The 19,419-nt window shown below is 64.9% G+C and carries 18 protein-coding genes; 2 read left to right on the top strand and 16 right to left on the bottom strand.

Annotated features, from left to right (window positions below; genetic code table 11):
• Positions 1-217 (bottom strand): helix-turn-helix domain-containing protein (locus C1925_RS00090; protein ID WP_159097587.1); only part of this gene is annotated, 217 nt, incomplete at its 3' end.
• Positions 218-462: 245 nt separating this feature from the next.
• On the opposite strand from C1925_RS00090, the gene C1925_RS00085 reads away from it, so the two are divergent.
• Both C1925_RS00085 and C1925_RS00080 read left to right on the top strand, forming a co-directional pair.
• Complete coding sequence (locus tag C1925_RS00085; protein WP_108767152.1) at positions 463-1,479, top strand: class 1 fructose-bisphosphatase; 1,017 nt, start codon at positions 463-465, stop codon at positions 1,477-1,479.
• A 108-nt stretch (positions 1,480-1,587) separates the two neighbouring features.
• Positions 1,588-2,295, top strand: a complete 708-nt coding sequence (locus C1925_RS00080) for a 2OG-Fe(II) oxygenase (RefSeq protein ID WP_108767151.1) — start codon at positions 1,588-1,590, stop codon at positions 2,293-2,295.
• A 105-nt stretch (positions 2,296-2,400) separates the two neighbouring features.
• Here C1925_RS00080 and C1925_RS00075 read toward each other — a convergent pair whose 3' ends face one another.
• From C1925_RS00075 to dnaA, 15 genes are all read right to left on the bottom strand, one after another.
• A complete protein-coding gene (locus C1925_RS00075) occupies positions 2,401-3,513 on the bottom strand; it encodes a PA0069 family radical SAM protein (protein ID WP_108767150.1) in 1,113 nt (370 codons plus the stop codon).
• 244 nt (positions 3,514-3,757) lie between these two features.
• Complete coding sequence (locus C1925_RS00070) at positions 3,758-4,501, bottom strand: pyridoxine 5'-phosphate synthase (protein WP_108767149.1); 744 nt, start codon at positions 4,499-4,501, stop codon at positions 3,758-3,760.
• A gap of 9 nt (positions 4,502-4,510) precedes the next feature.
• Positions 4,511-4,765, bottom strand: a complete 255-nt coding sequence (locus tag C1925_RS00065; RefSeq protein WP_108767148.1) for a hypothetical protein — start codon at positions 4,763-4,765, stop codon at positions 4,511-4,513.
• Positions 4,766-4,807: 42 nt separating this feature from the next.
• A complete protein-coding gene (gene cls / locus C1925_RS00060; protein WP_108767147.1) occupies positions 4,808-6,268 on the bottom strand; it encodes a cardiolipin synthase in 1,461 nt (486 codons plus the stop codon).
• A gap of 219 nt (positions 6,269-6,487) precedes the next feature.
• Complete coding sequence (locus tag C1925_RS00055; RefSeq protein ID WP_025875547.1) at positions 6,488-6,901, bottom strand: biopolymer transporter ExbD; 414 nt, start codon at positions 6,899-6,901, stop codon at positions 6,488-6,490.
• Between the two features lie 3 nt (positions 6,902-6,904).
• A complete protein-coding gene (locus C1925_RS00050) occupies positions 6,905-7,330 on the bottom strand; it encodes a biopolymer transporter ExbD (protein WP_079224462.1) in 426 nt (141 codons plus the stop codon).
• Between the two features lie 59 nt (positions 7,331-7,389).
• Complete coding sequence (exbB, locus tag C1925_RS00045; RefSeq protein WP_108767146.1) at positions 7,390-8,151, bottom strand: TonB-system energizer ExbB; 762 nt, start codon at positions 8,149-8,151, stop codon at positions 7,390-7,392.
• Between the two features lie 92 nt (positions 8,152-8,243).
• Positions 8,244-8,801, bottom strand: a complete 558-nt coding sequence (locus C1925_RS00040) for an energy transducer TonB (RefSeq protein ID WP_174213526.1) — start codon at positions 8,799-8,801, stop codon at positions 8,244-8,246.
• Between the two features lie 254 nt (positions 8,802-9,055).
• A complete protein-coding gene (locus C1925_RS00035) occupies positions 9,056-10,246 on the bottom strand; it encodes a DUF4032 domain-containing protein (RefSeq protein ID WP_108767144.1) in 1,191 nt (396 codons plus the stop codon).
• 131 nt (positions 10,247-10,377) lie between these two features.
• Positions 10,378-11,184 carry a M48 family metallopeptidase gene (locus tag C1925_RS00030; RefSeq protein ID WP_108767143.1) on the bottom strand — a complete coding sequence of 269 codons (807 nt, stop codon included), beginning with the start codon at positions 11,182-11,184 and terminating at the stop codon, positions 10,378-10,380.
• 69 nt (positions 11,185-11,253) lie between these two features.
• A complete protein-coding gene (locus C1925_RS00025) occupies positions 11,254-12,099 on the bottom strand; it encodes a CPBP family intramembrane glutamic endopeptidase (RefSeq protein WP_108767142.1) in 846 nt (281 codons plus the stop codon).
• A 67-nt stretch (positions 12,100-12,166) separates the two neighbouring features.
• Entirely contained in the window at positions 12,167-14,626 is a 2,460-nt protein-coding gene (gyrB, locus tag C1925_RS00020) for a DNA topoisomerase (ATP-hydrolyzing) subunit B (RefSeq protein ID WP_108767141.1), read from the bottom strand.
• A 112-nt stretch (positions 14,627-14,738) separates the two neighbouring features.
• Positions 14,739-15,833 carry a DNA replication/repair protein RecF gene (gene recF / locus C1925_RS00015; RefSeq protein WP_108767140.1) on the bottom strand — a complete coding sequence of 365 codons (1,095 nt, stop codon included), beginning with the start codon at positions 15,831-15,833 and terminating at the stop codon, positions 14,739-14,741.
• Positions 15,834-16,711: 878 nt separating this feature from the next.
• Entirely contained in the window at positions 16,712-17,812 is a 1,101-nt protein-coding gene (dnaN, locus tag C1925_RS00010; protein WP_005411731.1) for a DNA polymerase III subunit beta, read from the bottom strand.
• A gap of 275 nt (positions 17,813-18,087) precedes the next feature.
• Positions 18,088-19,419, bottom strand: coding sequence for a chromosomal replication initiator protein DnaA (gene dnaA, locus C1925_RS00005; protein WP_108767139.1), 1,332 nt, complete (start codon positions 19,417-19,419; stop codon positions 18,088-18,090).

The raw sequence follows: 19,419 nt of genomic DNA, 5'->3' as shown, positions 1-19,419 counted from the left end.
CTTTGGGGACAGTGCTCATGGGAGGCAATGATGCCCCAGCCGACCAATCTTGCCGACCATGCCGGCGAAGCCAAGAGAGCACCGTGCTGCGCCCTTGGATCCCGTAGCGCTCCTGGGCCTTTTTGTAGGTCAGTTCGCCGCGCTCGACCTGATCGACCACCGATAACTTGAAGGCCAGCGAGTAATCCCGCTGGCTGCGCCTGATTGTTGATTTCATTGAACATTCCTTTTCCAGAGGGAAAAGGTGTCAACCCAATTCAGGACGGGTCAAGTACTAAAACAAAGGCGCCGAAAGGCGCCTTTGTTTTTGCTCTGCCTTTGCCACCCTCCCGCGCGCCTCGACAAAAGGAAGGCGCCACCAGCGCAACGCCCCTGTAAACGATTTCGCCTCAAACCAATCACGCACGCGCCGCGCACAGCAGCGACAATAGGCGTTTTCCCGCTGCCGAGACCTGCCCGCTCATGTCCCGTACTTCGTTGACCCGCTTCCTGATCCAGGAACAGCACGCCGGCCGCATCAACGCCGACCTGCGCCAGCTGATCGCCGTGGTCGCCCGCGCCTGCACCAGCATCTCCATCGCCGTCAGCAAGGGCGCCCTTGGCGGCGTGCTCGGCGAAGCCGGTACCGGCAACGTGCAGGGCGAAGCGCAGAAGAAGCTGGACGTCATCAGCAACGAGATCCTGCTGGAAGCCAACGCCTGGGGCGGCCACCTCGCCGCCTGCGCATCGGAAGAGATGGACCACAGCCAGCCGGTGCCGGACATCTACCCGCGCGGCGATTTCCTGCTGCTGTTCGATCCCCTCGATGGCAGCTCCAACATCGACGTCAACGTCTCCGTCGGCACCATCTTCTCGGTGCTGCGCTGCCCGACCAACGTCGAACTGCCGGGCGATGAAGCCTTCCTGCAGCCGGGCAGCAAGCAGATTGCCGCCGGCTACTGCATCTACGGGCCCAGCACCCAGCTGGTGCTCAGCGTCGGCCACGGCACGCATGCCTTCACCCTGGACCGCGAGACCGGCGAGTTCGTGCTGACCACCGAGAACATGCAGATTCCGGCGGCCACCCAGGAGTTCGCCATCAACATGTCCAACCAGCGCCACTGGGAAGCACCGATGCAGGGCTACGTGCAGGACCTGCTGGCCGGCAAGGAAGGCGCGCGCGGCAAGAACTTCAACATGCGCTGGATCGCCAGCATGGTCGCCGACGTACATCGCATCCTCACCCGCGGCGGCATCTTCATCTACCCGTGGGACAAGAAGGAACCGGACAAGGCCGGCAAGCTGCGCCTGATGTACGAAGCCAACCCGATGGGCCTGCTGGTTGAACAGGCCGGCGGCGCCGCATCGACGGGTCGCGAGCGCATCCTCGACATGCAGCCCAACCACCTGCACCAGCGCGTGCCGGTGTTCCTCGGCTCGCGCGAGGAAGTGGCCGAAGCGGTGCGTTGTCACCAGGAGCATGACGCGAAGACCGCTTGAAGGCGGCCATCCCTACAGCGGTCATGGCAGTGCGATGACATGACCGCGGGGTGACAGCAGCGGCGGCAAACGGCACCATCAAGCCCTTGCCGCCGAAGGATTGCATGCATGCACGAGCCGGGCCCGGTCGATTTCATCGAAGTCATCCACAACGCCGTCCCCAGTGACGTGTGCGCCGCCATCGTCGCCCGCATGCGCAGCAGCCAGGGCCTGAAACCCGGTGCGGTAGGCAGTGGTGTGTTCCCCGAACTCAAGCACAGCAAGGATCTGCGCATCAGCGGCCTGGATGCCTGGCGCGACGTGGACACCCTGCTGCAACAGGCGGTTTTCGCCGGGCTGCAGACTTATCTACGCCGTTATCCACAGGCATTGATCGCACCGTTAATGTTGCAGATCCAGGACAGCAACGGTCAGCCGCGCCGACTGTCAGCCGAGGATTTCCCCGACATGGCGCCCGAACAGCTGGCCGAGCTGGCCCGCACCTGCCTGCGCCCGGGTGCGATCAACCTGCAGTGGTACGCGGCGGGCGAGGGCGGTTACCCCTACTGGCACTGCGAGCTGTACCCGAAGGATGCGCAGGCGGAAACGCTGCATCGGCATGTGTTGTGGACGCTGTACCTCAACGACGACTTCGAGGAGGGCGAGACCGAGTTCCTGTTCCAGGGACGCAAGATCGCACCGCGCACCGGCAGCCTGTTGATCGCGCCCACGGCATTCACCCACACCCATCGCGGCAACCGGCCGCAGGGCGGCGACAAGTTCATCGCCACCAGCTGGATCCTCTTCCAGAGCGCGCAGAAGCTGTTTGGCGGGTAACGCCCTTTGTAGAGTCGAGCCATGCTCGACTGCCTTGGCTCCGTAGAGTCGAGCTTGCTCGACTGAAAGCAGAAAAGCAGTCGAGCAAGCTCGACTCTACGGAAATCAGAACAACGACCCCTGCGGTGATTCCTTCCGCGGCGGCAGCGGCTTCAGGAACCGGCTGCAATCCAGCTTCGGCCAATGGCTGTTCTGCGCGTTGAAGCCCAGCCGCTTTCGCGCCAGCTTGAAGCGGTTGTTCAACAGTTCCGCATAGACGCCCTGGCCGCGCATGCGCGTGCCGAACTGGCTGTCGTAGTCCTTGCCACCGCGCAGCTGCTGGATGGTGCTCATCACGTGCGCGGCGCGATCAGGGTGGTGCGTGTCCAACCAGTCGCGGAACAGCGGCGCTACCTCCAGCGGCAGGCGCAGCAGCACGTAACCGGCGGTGCCGGCACCGGCGTCATGCGCGGCCTCCAGCACGGCTTCCAGCTCGCTGTCGTTGATCCACGGAATCACCGGCGCCACCATCACGCCCACCGGAATGCCGGCGTCGTGCAGGCGCTTCATCGCGCGCAGACGCGCATGCGGCGCGGAAGCGCGCGGTTCCAGCTTCGCCGACAGGTGCGGGTCCAGCGAGGTCACCGAGAAGTGCACGCTGACCAGGTTCTCTGCCGCCAGCGGCGCCAGCAGATCGATGTCGCGCTCCACCAGCGCATTCTTGGTGATCAGCGAGAACGGATGTTTCGTCTCCAGCATCACTTCGATCAGCTGGCGGGTCAGCTTGAGCTTGCGCTCGATCGGCTGGTAGGCATCGGTGTTGATGCCCAGTGCGATCGGCTGCGGCACGTAGCCGGGCTTTGACAGTTCCTTGCGCAGCAGCTGCGGTGCATTGGTCTTGGCGAACAGCTTGGTTTCGAAATCCAGGCCCGGCGAAAGGTTCAGATAGGCGTGCGAGGGCCGGGCGAAGCAGTACGAGCAGCCGTGCTCGCAGCCGCGATATGGATTCACCGACTGGCTGAAACCCACGTCCGGGGAGTTGTTGCGGCTGATGATGCTGCGCGCGGTCTCGGCACGCACCTCGGTACGCAGGCGCGGGGCGAGGAATTCTTCGCTTTCGTCGATGGCCCAGCCGTCATCGACCGCTTCGCTCACCGTACTTTCGAAGCGACCAGCCAGGTGGGAGGTGGAACCCCGGCCCTTGATGGCGGCCTGGGCGTTGCGAGGGTGGGATTGCATGGCGCCCTCCGGCCGTTTCAGAGGCATTAGTATTATTGCTAACCACAGGCGGCGCAAGCGGCCAGGATTCACGTAGCTGTAGGCGTTGGGGCCGAGCCGACGCCACGTTGACCCCAGTGTTATCCACAGGTTTCACGTGGTCGCGCAGGCGCCATCGCCGCAGCAGGCCGGAAGCATGGGCCACGGACGTCTCAGCAGCTGCGATGGGCAGCGCTGGCTGCCGGGCAACGCCCGGCGTCAGCCGTTACAGCAGGGCCAGGTAGCCCCGCACGGTGGTGTCGAGGCCGTCATACAGGGCCTCGCCGATCAGCGCGTGGCCGATCGACACCTCCAGCACCTCCGGCACCGCGGCCAGGAAGTCGCGCAGGTTGTCCTGCGAAAGGTCATGGCCGGCATTCACACCGAGGCCGACCGCCTGCGCACGGCGCGCAGCGGTGGCGAACAGGTCCAGCATCGCCGCGGCATCACCGGCCGCGTGGGCTTCGGCATACGGGCCGGTGTACAGCTCGATGCGGTCGGCGCCGACCGCGGCGGCCTGTTCCAGCAGCGGGTTGCCGGCATCCACGAACAGGCTGACGCGGCAGCCCATCGCCTTCAGTTCGGCCACCAGCGGGCGCAGGCGCTCGCCATCGCGCTCGAAATCGAAGCCGTGGTCCGAGGTGATCTGGCCATCGCCATCGGGCACCAGGGTGGCCTGCGCCGGGCGGGTCTGCGCGCACAGCGGCAGCAGGCCCGGATAGCCCTCGCGCGGCGGCGCGAACGGATTGCCTTCGATGTTGAACTCGACGCCGCGGGCGCGGGTCAGGGTCGACAGCGCCAGCACGTCCTCGGCGGTGACGTGGCGACGGTCCGGCCGCGGGTGCACGGTGATGCCGTGGGCGCCGGCGTCCAGGCAGGCCTGGGCCGCACGCACGACATCGGGTTCGGTACCGCCGCGCGAGTTGCGCAGGACGGCGATCTTGTTGACGTTGACGCTGAGCTGGGTCATGGAACGGAACTACGGTGCGGAAGAGGGTGGGGGCGTGCCGTCATGGGCGCGGGCCTGCTCACGCAGGCGGCGCAGCTCCTCGGCATCGACCAGGGTGGACGGATCGCGCTGCAGGTCGCCGAAGCGGGCCACGTAGCGGCCACGCACCCACGCCAGCAGGAAGCCGAGGGCGGCCAGCAGGGCCAGCGACATCAGGCCCATGTTCGGAGTCTTCAGCGCGAAGGCGAAGCAGCCCAGCGCCAGCAGCAGGTACAACCAGTACATGTTCCAGTCCTCCCCGGGCATCGACCGCAGTGTAGCGCTGCGTCAGAGCAGCGGCGAGGCCAGGCGGGCGAAGGCTTCGGGCAGGCGGTGCAGCCACAGCGAGCGCCCGGCCTCGTCATGCACGCGGGTCGCGCTGTCGAACTCGGCCTGCAGCAGCGTGGCCAGTTCCGCCACGCGGTCGCGGTCGCTGATCATCATCGACAGCTCGAAGTTCAGCCGGAAGCTGCGGTGGTCGAAGTTGGCGCTGCCGACGATGCAGACGTCATCGTCGGCAATGAATGCCTTGGTGTGCAGCATGCGCTGGCCGTACTCGTAGATCTTCACGCCGGCATGCAGCAGTTCGTCGAAGTAGGAGCGCGCGGCCTGGGTGACGAACCAGGAATCGCTCATCTTCGGCACCAGCAGGCGCACGTCCAGGCCACCCAGCGCCGCCGAGGTCAGGGCCATGCGCGCGGCCTCGCCGGGCACGAAGTAGGGCGTCACCAGCCAGACCCGCTCGTTGGCTTCCTGGATGGCCGCCACGTGCAGGCGGTGGATGGTTTCCCAGCCCGAATCGGGGCCGGACACCAGCACCTGCGCATCGATGCTGCCATCGCCACGCAGTGGCATGTCGGCCGGCCACAGGCGGGCGATGTCGAAGCGCGACGGCTCCTGCCCGCTGGCGTACAGCCAGTCCTCGGCGAACACCAGCTGCAGGCTGCGCACCACGTGTCCGCGCAGGCGCATGTGCAGGTCGCGGTAGGCGTTGGGGTTGCGCCTCTCGTCTTCTTCGTCGGTGATGTTGATCCCGCCGGTGAAGGCCAGCTGGCCGTCGATGATCACCAGCTTGCGGTGCGTGCGCAGGTTCAACCACGGGCGCTTGAAGGGTTTCAGCAGCTGCCGCGGGTGGAACCACACGGCTTCGCCACCGGCATCCAGCAGCGGCCGCAGGAAACGCGCCGGCAACGACGAGGAGCCCACCGCATCCAGCAGCAGGCGCACCTGCACGCCGGCACGCGCGCGCTCGACCAGGGCGTCGCGCAGGGCGGTGCCGGCGTGGTCTGGATTGAAGATGTAGTACTCCAGGTGCACGTGGTCGCGCGCCTGGCCGATGGCCTCGATGAGCGCGGCATAGGTGGTCGCGCCGTCCACCAGCCAGGTGACTTCGGTGGCGCTGCTGGGCGCCAGGCCGGTGGTGGCCTGGGCGACCTTGGCCAGCTCGGTGCAGCCGGCATCGGGCGGGCAGACGTCGCTGTAGTGCTCCATGCCCGAGCGCGCGCGGCCGCGGCGCAGGCGCTGCCGCTTCACCTTCTGCGGGCCCAGCAGGTAGTAGATGAAAAGCCCGAGATAGGGCAGCAACGCCAGCGACAGGATCCAGCTGAGCGTGGCGACCGGCTCGCGCTTCTGCAGGATGATCCAGCCGGTCAGGGCGAGCAGGTAAAGCAGATAGGCCACCGCCAGGATCGTTCCCAGGTGGGCAATGCCATCAAGCCAGAGGCGCAGCGAATCGAAGAGGGCGAGCATGCGCCGATCATAGCGGGCGCGGGGGTGGTGATGGGGTCAGCGGTGATGGGGTCAGAGCCCTTTCCTGCGGAAAGGGATCCGACCCCGCCGGCTGCACGTGATTGGGGTCGGATCCCTTCCCGCAGGGAAGGGCTCTGACCCCGCGCAAAAAAAAAAGACGCCCCTGTCTCCAGGGGCGTCTGCAGTCGCGTCATGACTGTTGTGCTGCGGTAGTACGTATTACTGCTGCACGAAGCCGATCTTCTTCATCTGAGCATTCTTCGCGGCGGCCAGGACCTTGGCCATCACGTCGTACTCGGAATCCGGGCTCGCGTCGATGCGCAGCTCGGGCTGGTTGGTCGGGTCACGCTGGACCTCCTGCTCCATCCGCTGCTGCAGCTCGTGCGTACCGATCGGGCTGTTGTTCCACGAGACCTGGTTGCTGGCGTCGATCTTGAGTTCGATCGGCGGCGGCGGTTCGACCAGCTGCGGCGGTGGGTTGAGCACGCGCTGCGGCAGGTCCACGGCGATCGGGTACGTCATGATCGGCGCGGTCACGATGAAGATGATCAGCAGAACCAGCATCACGTCCACGAGGGGCGTGACGTTGATGTCGGCCATGGGGCCCTTGCCACCACCACTACTGAATGCCATGGCTTATTGCCCCTTCTCTTTGGTCGCGACGAAGCCGACGTCCAGCATGCCCTGCTCCTGCGCGACCTTGGTCAGGTCGTTGATGACGCGCATCTTGGTGGTGCGGTCACCACGCAGGTTCAGCGGCGGCTGCGGGGTCTGCTGGGCGGCGGTCGCCAAGCGCGACTCGAGAGTCTGCTTGTTGATTTCTTCGTCGTTCCAATAGATCGAGCCGTCTTCCTTGACCGCCAGGGTGATGGGACCCTTGCGATCGTTGGTGTCGTCCGGCTTCTGGACCAGGTTGGCCTCCGGCAGATCCACCTTGACCTTGTGGGACATCAGGGGCGCCGTGATGATGAAGATGATCAGCAGCACCAGCATCACGTCCACGAGGGGCGTCACGTTGATGTCGGCCATGGGGCCGCCGCTGTTACCACTACTGAAAGCCATAACGGGCTCCGTCTAGATCTTGGTGACTACTTCGTTCGTCGCAGGGTCACGCGCCGCAATTAGCGGACGCGCGAGCCGGTGGCGAAGAAGTCGTGCAGGTCGTGCGCGAAGGTATCGAACTTGCTGATGGTCGCGCTGTTGATCTTGCTGAAGAAGTTGAAGGCGAACACGGCCGGGATTGCGACGAACAGACCGATGGCGGTCATGATCAGCGCTTCACCCACCGGGCCTGCGACGGCGTCGATCGAAGCGGAGCCGGTGGCACCGATCTTGATCAGCGCGCCGTAGATGCCCCACACGGTACCCAGCAGACCGACGAACGGAGCGGTTGCACCGACGGTGGCCAGCAGGGTCATGCCCGACTGCAGCTTGTTGCTTTCGCGGGTCACGGCCTGACGCAGGGCGCGGTCGACGAACTCCGAACGGCTCAGGTTCTCACCCAGACCGCCGGTGGCGCCGCCTTCAGCGCGCTGGTGGTGGGCAGCCGCCTGGGCAGCGTCCAGTGCGATCTTCGAGAACGGCTCGGAAGCCGGCTGTTCTTCCATCGCACGGATGGCGTCCTGTGCGTTCGGGGTGTCCCAGAACAGGCTGACGACGCGATCGGCAGCGCTCTTCAGGCGGACCGAACGGAAGATGTTGATGACGGTCCAGTACCAGGACATGGCCGACATGACGATCAGGGTCAGCAGCACCACCCAGGAGACAGCGAAGTCACCCGGCTGGGTGGTCATTTCGTGGATCAGGTGCTCGAAGCCCATCTGCGACAGGGCGTTGGACGGATTGCCCCCGGCAGCAGCGGCGATGAAAAGTTCCTGCAGCATGACGCTTACCTTTGTTGTGTGTGGTGATAAAGGGTGTAGCTAAGCTAAACAATCGAACCGGAGGAGGGGTGGCCGGCGGCCACCCGCTCGCATCAGTTCAGTGCAAAGTTGACCGGGACGCGGACGCGGCCAGCAGCCTTCTTACCGCCAGATTCAGCGGCGTTGAAACGCCACTTGCGGGCAGCTTCCATCGCAGCACGGTCCAGGTCGCGGTTACGGCTGGACTTTTCCACCGTGACATTGGTGACGTTGCCCTGGGCATCGACATCAATGATCAGGATCACTTCGCCCTGGATACCAGCGCGGAAAGCGGCCGGCGGGTAGCGCGGCGGATTCATTGCCTTCGACGAGATGTCGACGCTTGCCTCGATGGTGGTCGGCGGGGCAGGCGGCGCAGGCGGCGACGGCGGGGTGACGATGTCGTTCGGGCGCGGCTCCGGCACGTCGACGACCGGCGCCTGCGGCGGCGGCGGGACGGGCGAGGGCTTCGGCGGCGACAGGTTCTTCACCGGCGGCGGCGGGGTGTCCTGCGGCGGCGGCGGCGGCGGCGGCGGCGGAGGCGGCGGCGGCGCGTCGACGATGGTCACCATGACGTTGCGCTCCTTCTCAGCCACGGCCTTGGGGGCCACGGCGGGGATCAGGAGCATCATGAAGGCGGCCAGATGCAGGGCGATTACAAACGCGATGCCGACGATGCGAGGCCAGCTCAGCCCCTTGTCATCAGTTTGTTCGTACCGGTGAACGACTAGTTGTTCCGTCATGCGCCAAGAGCTCAATAGTGGGGCCGGAATCCCGGGGGCGGGATCCCTGATCAGCGGTGCATGACACCGCAGGAACCTCCAAGCTTATACCAATCCTGAGCGCCTGCGCATCAACCGTGCAGGCGTTCAGGCGTTATTCCTACTTACTTCAGGTTGATGATTTTTTTGGCATCAGCCTGGTTTTTCACGCCCTTCGCCAGAGCTTCCTGGGCGGCCTTCTTGGCCTCGGGAACGCGACCTTCGGCATGCAGGACGCGTGCCAGGTTCAGGTAGGTCTCACCGTCCTTGGACAGCGGGGCAGCCTTCTGCCACGCCTCGATCGCCTGCGGCACCTGGTCGGAGTAGTAGTAGGACTGGGCCAGCGCCAGGTAAACCTGGTAGTCCGGCTTCAGGATGCCCTTCTGCAACCCTTCGTTGATGACCGCGATGACGTCCTTTTCCTTGTTCTCGGTGTTGGCGTAGATCGAGTACAGCTGCTTGTACTCGCGCTCTTCGGTGAGCTGGCCGCTGCTGCGCAGCTTGTCCATCACCGCGGCGGCCTTCGGCATCTGATCGGCCTGCATGTACATGTTGGCCAGGTTCAGCTGCGCTTTCTTGTCGTTCGGGTTCTTGGCCGCCAGGGCTTCAGCAGTCTTGACCGCTTCACCGGTCTGGCCGGCTTCGGACAGGGCAGCCATCAGCAGCTGGTTCCAGTTGTCCTTCGGCTCGGTCGCGCCGGCGATGGCCTGCTGCAGCACCGGGATGGCTTCCTGGTAGCGCTCCAGCTGGTACAGGGCCTGGCCCTTGGCGATCAGCTCTTCCGGCTTGTTCGACTTGCTCTCGGCGAAGTACTTGTCCAGCGTGGCCAGGCCTTCGGCGGTCTGGTCTTCCTGCAGCTGCAGCTGGCCCAGCATCAGCATCGACTGGTAGTGGCCGTTGTTGTCCAGGCCGTTCAGCTGCAGCGCCTGCTTCAGGTAGCCGATGGCACCGGCGGTGTCGTCGCTCTGGTAGGCAGCCTGCGAAGCCAGCTGCGCGGCCAGCGACTTGTCGTAGTTGTTCGACGCGCTGTTGCCCAGGATCTCGCCTGCAATCTGCAGGGTCTCCGGGAACTTCTGGTCGTTGTAGTTGTCAATCAGCTTCTGCAGCTGCTTGCCCATCTTCGAGGACGCCTTTTCCTTCGGCTCCTCACGGGTGGCATTCGGGTACAGGACTTCGGCCTTGGCCTGCTGCTTGCCACCGCGGTTGCCGCGCTCGGACGAACGCGAGGACTGCGCGAAGGCATCGGTGACCACGGCGCCGGTCAGGGCGGTCGCGATGAGGACGGAAAGCACAGCTTTGTGGTTGCGGAAAATCATCGTTCACCTCGATCGAACCGCCGTCAGCGGCAAAGTCGGACTGTCAGAAAAATCTGAGCCGCCAAACGTATCAGAAACAGATGGCGTGAGAAATCGTTTTATGTGCTGCAATACAGCATGAATCTGCGCACTCAGCCACACTTTGGCCTGCGACCAGCGGCCTGGGCCTGCTGATAAGCGGGTGCGAGGGACGGTGCAGCGCGCTGCAGTTCGCGGATGCGGTTGGCCGGATCAGGGTGCGTGGACAGCCATTGCGGGCTGCGTCCGCCACTGGCGGCCATCATGTTCTGCCACAGGTCGACCGCCTGCGCCGGGTTGAAACCGGCATCGGCCATCAGGCGCTGGCCGATGTCATCGGCCTCGGTTTCCTGGGTGCGTGAGTTGGGCAGAACGATCATCGTCTGCGCGGCCGTGCCGCCCAGCTGGTTGACGGTGCTGGCTGCGCCCTCGCCGCCATAGGCCCCCGCGATCATGCCGGCGATGGCCAGGCCCGTCTGCGCGCCCATCTGCCGGGTGATGCGTTCTTCGTGGTGGCGGGCGATGACGTGGCCGATTTCATGGCCGATGACCGCCGCCAGCTGATCCTGGTTCTTGGCGACAGTGAAGATGCCGGTGTTCACGCCGACCTTGCCGCCGGGCAGGGCGAAGGCGTTGGGTTCCTTGTCCACGAACACCGCCGTCTCCCACCGTACGCCCCGGTACTGAGCAGGCAGCTGCGCGACCAGCGCATTGACCACGCACTGCACGTACGCATTCTGGCGGCCGTCGGTGCCGACCTTCTGCTTCTGCTTGGTTTCCGCAAACGCCTGCGCGCCCATCTGGTCGAGCTGGGCCTGCGACACGCCACCGACCACCTGCCGGCGGCCGGTCGGTGAGGTGGTGGTCGCACAGGCACCCACCAGCACGGTGATGAGCAGGGCGAGCAGCAGTGATTTCATGGAATCCCCCGTGTTCATGCAGGCAGTGTGGACTGGGCCCGCTTAATTTTTCGTCAAGCGGCCACGGCCTTACATTGCCCCGAAGAACACCAGCGCGGCCAAGGCCACGGCGTTGTTCAAGCCGTGCGCGATGATCGCCGCCCACAGCGTCCCGGTGCGCCGGTACAGCCAGCAGAACGCGGCGCCCATGCCGCCGTAGACCAGCCACAGCTGGGCGATCTCGGCCGGGCCATTGGCGCTGGTGCCGGGAATCTCATGGATCAGGGCAAAGGCCAGGCTGCTCAGCAGCACGCCCAGCCAGGGCCTGCCGGCCTGCCACAGCCGCCCGAACAGCACGCGGCGGAACAGCAGCTCCTCGTAGGCCGGCGCCAGCACAACCGCAAACAGCACCAGGAACAGCGGGAACCGCTCGATGGCGTGCTGCATCAGCGCCAGGTTGGTCGGCACCGGTTCGACGCCGAGCTGCTTGGCGAGGAAGGCGATGCCATTGCTGCCGACCACGATCAGCGTGGCCACCAGCAGGGTCCAGCCCCAGGTGGACGGGCGCCGCAGTGCCTGCGTCGAGGCCTGCCGTTCGGCCGCATTGGCCGGCCGCCGCAGGAAATACAGCAGCAGCGCCGCGCCACCGGTCGACACCAGGGCCATCAGCACCTGTGCCAGGGCACCGGGCGTGCCCAGCGCTTCGGTCACGCTGGACGGGTCGATACCCGCGCCGTTGTTCTTCGCGTTGGCGTAGCCGACCTGGATGCCGCGATACAGGCCCCACGCCAGTCCGGCGACCAGGCTGAGAATGAACAGCGTGGCGGCGCCAATGCCCAGATCGATGAAGAAGCCTGCCACGGGCGAACCGCGGCGCGGCGCAGCCGAGGCTGGCGGGACGGGCGGCGGGGCGGAGACCGGGACGGAAGCGGACATCGATTACCTGCGATCAGAGGGCGAAGGCCGGCGCGCATCCCCGCGCACCGGCCATGGTCGAAGCGTGTCAGATATCCAGGTTGGCGACCTTAAGCGCGTTGTCTTCGATGAAGTCACGACGCGGTTCGACGACATCGCCCATCAAGGTGCTGAAGATCTGGTCAGCCGCGACAGCATCCTCGATGCGCACCTGCAGCAGGCGGCGGGTATCGGGATTGACGGTGGTATCCCACAGCTGTTCCGGGTTCATTTCACCCAGGCCCTTGAAGCGCTGGATCTGGCGGCCGCGCTTTGCTTCCTCCAGCAGCCAGCTCTGTGCCTTGGCGAAGCTGTCCACTTCGACCGACTTGACACCGCGGCCGATGGTGGCGCCTTCGCGCACCAGGCCGTGCAGCAGGCTGGCGGCCTGGTAGATGGCACGCAGTTCGCCACCTTCGAAGGCGGCCAGCGGCAGCACCTGCACGTGTTCCTCGCCCATGTGGCGGCGGGTCACCAGCACGGCGGCCGGACGCTCGTCGTTCGGCTCCTGCAGTTCCAGGCTGAAACGCGCACTGCCCAGGCTGCCCTGGTTGAGGCGCTTGGCCAGTGCATCCAGGCCCTGGCCTTCAGCGGCATTGCGCAGGTTGGCCAGGTCCATCGGCACGAAGTCGACCAGCGCTTCGAGCAGGTTGCGGTCGTAGCGGTGCGCATTGCGTTCGATCGCGTCGCGCGCGCCGGCAAAGGTCAGCAGCAGCTTTTCGAGCGCGGCACCTTCGATGCCCGGCTCACCCGCGGCCGGCACCAGCACGGCGTTTTCCACCGCGTTGCTGGCCAGATAGCTGTCCAGCGCCGGGTCGTCCTTCAGGTACAGCTCCTGCTTGCCCTGCTTGATCTTGTACAGCGGCGGCAGGCCGATGTAGACGTAACCGCGCTCGATCAGCTCCGGCATCTGACGGTAGAAGAACGTCAGCAGCAGGGTGCGGATGTGGGCGCCGTCGACGTCGGCGTCGGTCATGATGATGATCTTGTGGTAACGCAGCTTGTCCGGGTTGTACTCGTCGCGGCCGATGCCGGTACCCAATGCGGTGATCAGCGTACCGACCTGGTCCGAGGCCAGCATGCGGTCGAAGCGGGCACGTTCCACGTTGAGGATCTTGCCGCGCAGCGGCAGCACCGCCTGGTTCTTGCGGTTGCGGCCCTGCTTGGCCGAGCCACCTGCGGAGTCACCCTCGACGATGAACAGTTCGGACAGCGCCGGATCCTTTTCCTGGCAGTCGGCCAGCTTGCCCGGCAGGCCGGCGATGTCCAGCGCGCCCTTGCGGCGGGTCAGGTCGCGGGCCTTGCGCGCCGCTTCACGGGCACGCGCCGCATCGACGATCTTGCCGGCGATGGCCTTGGCTTCGTTCGGATTCTCCTGCAGGAACTCTTCCAGGCGCGCGCCGAAGGCGTTTTCCACCGCCGGACGCACGTCGGAGCTGACCAGCTTTTCCTTGGTCTGGCTGGAGAAGCTCGGGTCCGGCACCTTCACCGACAGCACCGCGATCATGCCTTCGCGCATGTCGTCGCCGGTCAGGTTGATCTTGGCCTGCTTGGCGATGCCGTTCTGCTCGATGTAGTTGTTGAGCACGCGGGTCAGGGCGCCGCGGAAACCGGCCAGGTGGGTACCGCCATCCTTCTGCGGGATGTTGTTGGTGAAGCAGTACATCGTCTCCTGGTAGGAGTCGGTCCACTGCAGCGCCACGTCCACCACGATGTTGTTGTGTTCGCCGGTGACCGAGATGACGTTCGGGTGCAGCGGGGTCTTCAGCTGGGCCAGATGCTCCACGAAGCTGCGGATGCCGCCCTCGTAGTGGAAGTCATCGCGGCGGCCGTCGCCGCGCTCGTCGGCCAGCACGATCTTGACGCCGGAGTTCAGGAACGACAGCTCGCGCAGGCGACGGGCCAGGATGTCGTAGTGGAATTCCACGTTGTCGTGGAAGGCCACGGTCGACGGCCAGAAGCGCACGGTGGTGCCGCGCTTGGTGGTGTCTTCCAGCTTGGCCAGCGCGGTGACCGCGGCGCCGTTGCTGAATTCCTGCTGGTAGTGGGAGCCGTTCTGGAACACGTCCACCAGCAGCTTCTGCGACAGCGCGTTGACCACGCTGACGCCCACGCCGTGCAGGCCGCCGGAAACCTTGTAGCTGTTGTCGTCGAACTTGCCGCCCGCATGCAGCACGGTCATCACGACTTCGGCCGCCGAAACCTCGCGGCCCAGCTTGGCGCTCATCTGTTCGTGCTTGCCGGTCGGGATGCCACGGCCGTTGTCGGACACCGACACCGAGCCGTCAGCGTGGATCGTCACCGCGACGTGGTCGGCGTGGCCGGCGAGGGCTTCGTCGATCGAGTTGTCGACGACCTCGAACACCATGTGGTGCAGACCGGTGCCGTCGTGGACGTCGCCGATGTACATGCCAGGACGCTTGCGGACAGCCTCGAGCCCTTCCAGGGCGGTGATGCTGTTGGCGTCGTAGTTGCCGTTGTTTGCCGGGGTGTTCTGTTCGTCGGTCATTGCGCTTGCCGTAGGCTCCGCAGGTCGGTCACCGCACAGGTGCGATGCGCCGGGTAAGAAGGGGTGCAACCTGAATTATACCAGCCGGGCCCCGCAGGCCCTGATGTAGCCACTATGGCACAGCCACGATCTGCGCATGTTCCACGTGGAACCGGGTGATGTCGGTGAGATCCACCAAGGCCGCCGGGGTCTCGGTGGCCGTTACGAAGATCTGTGCGGGACCGGCCAGCAGACGCTCGAGGACCCGGGCCTGATGGGTGCGGTCCAGCTCCGATGCCAGGTCGTCCAGGGCGATGACCGGCCATTGTCCGCGCTGTTCGGCGTAATCCTCGGCCTGGGCCAGCAGGCAGGCGAGGGCAGTGAGCTTGGCCTGGCCACGTGAGAGCGCATCCCGGCCGGGAATGCTGTGGAAATCCACGCTCCAGTCGGCCCGGTGCGGACCCACCGAGGTGTAACCGGCCTGGCGGTCGCGATCGCGGGCCAGCAGCAGCGCATCGGCCAGCGGCAGTTCGTGCCGGCGCCAGCCCGGGCTGAGATCCAGGCCCTGGATGCCCAACTGCGGTGCCAGTGCGGTTGCCAAGGCAATCGCCCGTTCCTGCAGCCGTTCCAGGTAGTGCTGGCGGCGGCTGGTCAGCGGTTCACCCGCTTCAGCCAGCTCGTGGTCCCAGGTATCCAGCATCCGTGAGGGCCCGCCCTGCTTCAACAGGGCATTGCGTTGCTTGAGTGCCCGGGAGTACCGGCGCCACAGCGAAAGGAAGTCTGGTTCCACGTGGAACAGGCCCCAATCGAGGAAACGACGACGCGGTTCGCCACCACCGCTAACCAGGGCGTGGCTGCCCGGTTCAAAGGTCACCACAGCCAACGCCGCGCAGAGATTGCCGAGCTGGGCAACGTCTTCGCCGTCCAGGCGGCCCTTCCAGTCCTGCCCGCTATGGCGAAGACCGGCCTTGCGGCGGTGCGGCGGGTGATCGGCGCGCTGTTCGTCCCATTCCACGAAGATTTCCAGCGCTTCCTGGCCCTGGCGGACCAGGCCATCGCGCACCCGGCCACGGAAGCTGCGGCCATAGGCCATCAGGTGCAGGGCCTCGAGCACACTGGTCTTGCCCGCACCGTTGTCGCCGGTCAGCAGGTTCAAGCCCGGCTGGGGTGACAGTTCCACGGCACTGAAGCGGCGCAGTTGGTTCAAGGCGAGGCGGCGGATCAGCATGGGACGCGGGAGACCATCCGCTCGGGGCGGTAGCAGGGCTGGGAATCCATCAGCTTACTGCATCGGTCAAGACGGCCGGTGCGGGCAGCGCCTTGCGGGTGGAGTTGGCCGGTCCCGCCAGCCCAGGCGGTTCCACGTGGAAAACGCTGCGACGAATCCATGCGACAGGGGCGCTGGCAAGGCCTGGATTTCTTGAAATCTGCAGCAACCGGCAGGGTGCTCGCCCTCAGAATCCAGCGAATTTCACCCCAGCGAGGAACAGTATCCATGCGTCGCAGCCAGGGCAGCAGCCGAGGTCGCCGCGAATTGCTTGAAATCTGCAGGGCAGGGCTGCGAAGCGTTCCACAGATTTCAAAGAATTCAGGCCTGCCGTTCCACGCTGTCCACAGGGGGTCTGTATGACTTATACACAAGGTATGGGCAATCTGTGGATAAAAAAGCCCTTTTCAGTCGGCTGGAAAACTATCCACAGCTTCCCCCCCAGCCCCAAGGGCCCCTATACAGGGGGTTTCAGGCGCATAAACACCTTTTAAATCAATAAGATAACCCTGTTTTCCACGAAATCTGGCCCTACCATCACCACCAAGCTTTAGATTTATACCCAGATTTAAAAGCTAGGGCAGCGCCTTTCGGCCAGAAAACCAGGCTGTGGACAGTAGCGTCAGCAGAGGACAGATCGGCTTGCTGGGAACTTGCCGGAACCGCTCGACCGCCGTACATCCATCGAACCAGGAACCGATTGAGATCCAGGTCGCAGTGATCAGATCGGCAAAGCAGAACTCCCGCTCCGCAATCCCCATCAGTGCTCCACGTGGAACCAAAAAAAAAACGCCCGGATCTCCCGGGCGTCTTCTGTTTCACGTGGAACAACGCAGACGTCAGAGACGCAGCGGCATCACCACATGGCGCGACTTCTCGCTGCTGGACTCACGCACCAGCGCCGAGGAATTGGAATCGCGCAGCTGGATGATGACTTCCTCGTCGCGCAGGGCGGACAGGGCATCCAGCAGGTAGTTCACGTTGAAGCCGATGGCCAGATCGCTGACCGTGGTATCGGCCTCGATCTCTTCCTGGGCTTCTTCCTGCTCCGGGTTGTGCGCGCTGATCTTCAGGTTGCCCGGCGAGACTTCCACGCGGATGCCGCGGTACTTCTCGTTGGACAGAATCGCGGCACGCTGCAACGAAGCACGCAGGGCTTCACGGTCAACCTTCACTTCGCGGTCTGCACCGATCGGGATCACGGCCTCGTAATCCGGGAAACGACCGTCGATCAGCTTCGAGGTGAAGGTGACATCGTCGCGCTTCACGCGGACGTGGCTGCGGCCGACTTCCAGCTCGATCTCGCGATCGCCGCTTTCCAGAAGGCGCTGCAGTTCGGTCACGCCCTTGCGCGGCACGATGATCTGGCGCTTGGAACCGCTGGGCTTGGCCAGGTCGGTTTCACACAGGGCCAGGCGGTGGCCGTCGGTGGCGACGGTACGCAGGGCATCACCGCGCAGGTCGAACAGCAGACCGTTGAGGTAGTAGCGCACGTCCTGCTGGGCCATCGCGAACGCAGTGCGCTCGATCAGCTCCTTCAGGGTCGCTTCGCCGATGGCCACGCGCTCGGTGGCTTCCACTTCGTCCACTGACGGGAAGTCGTTGGACGGCAGCGTTGCCAGGGTGAAGCGGCTGCGACCGGCCTGCACGGTGATCTTGTCACCGGTCTGCGAGACGGTGATCCGGCTGCCATCGGGCAGGGCGCGGATGATCTCGAACAGCTTGCGGGCGGGGATGGTGGTTTCGCCGTCCTGGGCATCTTCAACCGCGATCCGCGACACCATCTCCACTTCCAGGTCGGTACCGGTCAGCGACAGCTGGCCGTTCTGCACCTGGACCAGGAAATTGGCCAGAACCGGAAGGGTCTGGCGGCGTTCGACCACGTTGACGACCTGTGCCAACGGCTTGAGAAAGGCTTCGCGCTGCAGTGTGAAACGCATGTGGTTCCGTGCCCCTATGCTTTAAAAAATGTGGAATAAATCAAAAGCTTGGTGGTGCTGGTAGAGACAGAATCGCTGGAAAACAATGCTAAGTCTTTGTAATCAAAAGGGTTTCTAACCTCGAAACCCTCTGCATTACCGCCCCCCAGGGGGTGGGGAAAGCTGTGGATAAATTCGACGCGTTTTCCGACGTCTTTTTTATCCACAACTCATCCCGCGCTTGCTACCGGATTCTGCACCGTTTTGTGCGATGACGCCTCATCAGCGTCCGTGCATCATTCGCTCAGCTTCCGGATCAGCTTGTCCCAGTCCTCGCGGAGCTTGCCGTCGGTTTCCATCAGGGTCCGGATCTGGCGGCAGGCGTGCAGCACCGTGGTGTGATCGCGACCGGCAAAGGCATCGCCGATCTCGGGCAGGCTGTGCTCGGTCAGTTCCTTGGTCAGGGCCATGGCGACCTGGCGCGGGCGGGCCAGCGAACGGGTCCGGCGCTTGGACAGCAGATCCTTGATCTGCAGGCCGTAGTAGTCGGCAACGGTTTTCTGGATGTTGGGAATGCTGATCGCCTGCTGCTGGGCGCGCAGCAGGTCGCGCAGGGTTTCCTGGGCGAATTCGGTGGTGATCGCGCGGCCGGTGAAATTGGCGCGGGCGGTCAGGGTATTGAGCGCGCCTTCGAGGTCGCGCACGTTGGAGCGCATCTTCTTGGCGATCAGGAACGCAACATCATCGGGAATCTCGGCACCGCGTTCGCGGGCCTTCGCCAGCACGATCGCGGCGCGGGTCTCGAAGTCCGGCGGTTCGATCGCGACCGACAGGCCCCAGGCAAGCCGCGACTTCAGGCGCGCTTCCAGGCCCTCGACTTCGCGCGGGTACCGGTCGCAGGTCAGGATGATCTGCTGCTTGCCGTCGAACAGCGCGTTGAAGGTGTGGAAGAACTCTTCCTGGGTGCGGTCCTTGCCGGCGAAGAACTGGATGTCATCGATCAGCAGCGCGTCCACCTGCTGGAACTGGCGCTTGAACTGATCCATGGTCTTTTCCTGCAGGGCCCGGATCATCGCGCTGAAGAACTGTTCCGAACGCAGGTACAGCACCTTCGCACCCGGGTTGGCCTGGCGCATGGCGTTGCCGGCGGCGAACATCAGGTGGGTCTTGCCCAGGCCGGTGCCTCCGTACAGCAGCAGCGGATTGTGCGCGCGGTCGCCCGGCTTCTGCGCCGCCTGGAAGGCAGCGGCCAGGCCCAGCTGGTTGCTGCGGCCTTCGACGAAGTTGGCGAAGGTGTAGTGGTTGTCCAGGTTGCCGGCGAACGGCACCTGCGGTTCGGCTGCCACCGCCGTCGCCGCGCTCGAAACCGGCGCGTTCTGCGCCTCCGAGGGCCGCGGGCGCGAGCCGATTTCAAGAAAAACGTCGCCGAAACCCGCGAAGTGCGTCAGCAGCTCGCGGATCCGGGCCAAGTACAGCTCGCGTACCTGGTCGACGATGAAGGCGTTCGGGGCATACAGCACCAGGCTGTCCGCGCGCAGATCGGCCTGCAGCGGCTTCAACCAGGTGTGAACGTCTTCCGGCGGGAACTCCGCTTCGAGGCGTTCGAGACTTCGGGACCAGGCATCCAT

This window comes from Stenotrophomonas sp. SAU14A_NAIMI4_5 (assembly GCF_003086795.1).
Classification (GTDB): Bacteria; Pseudomonadota; Gammaproteobacteria; order Xanthomonadales; family Xanthomonadaceae; genus Stenotrophomonas.
This window is presented reverse-complemented; position numbering and strand designations above follow the sequence as displayed.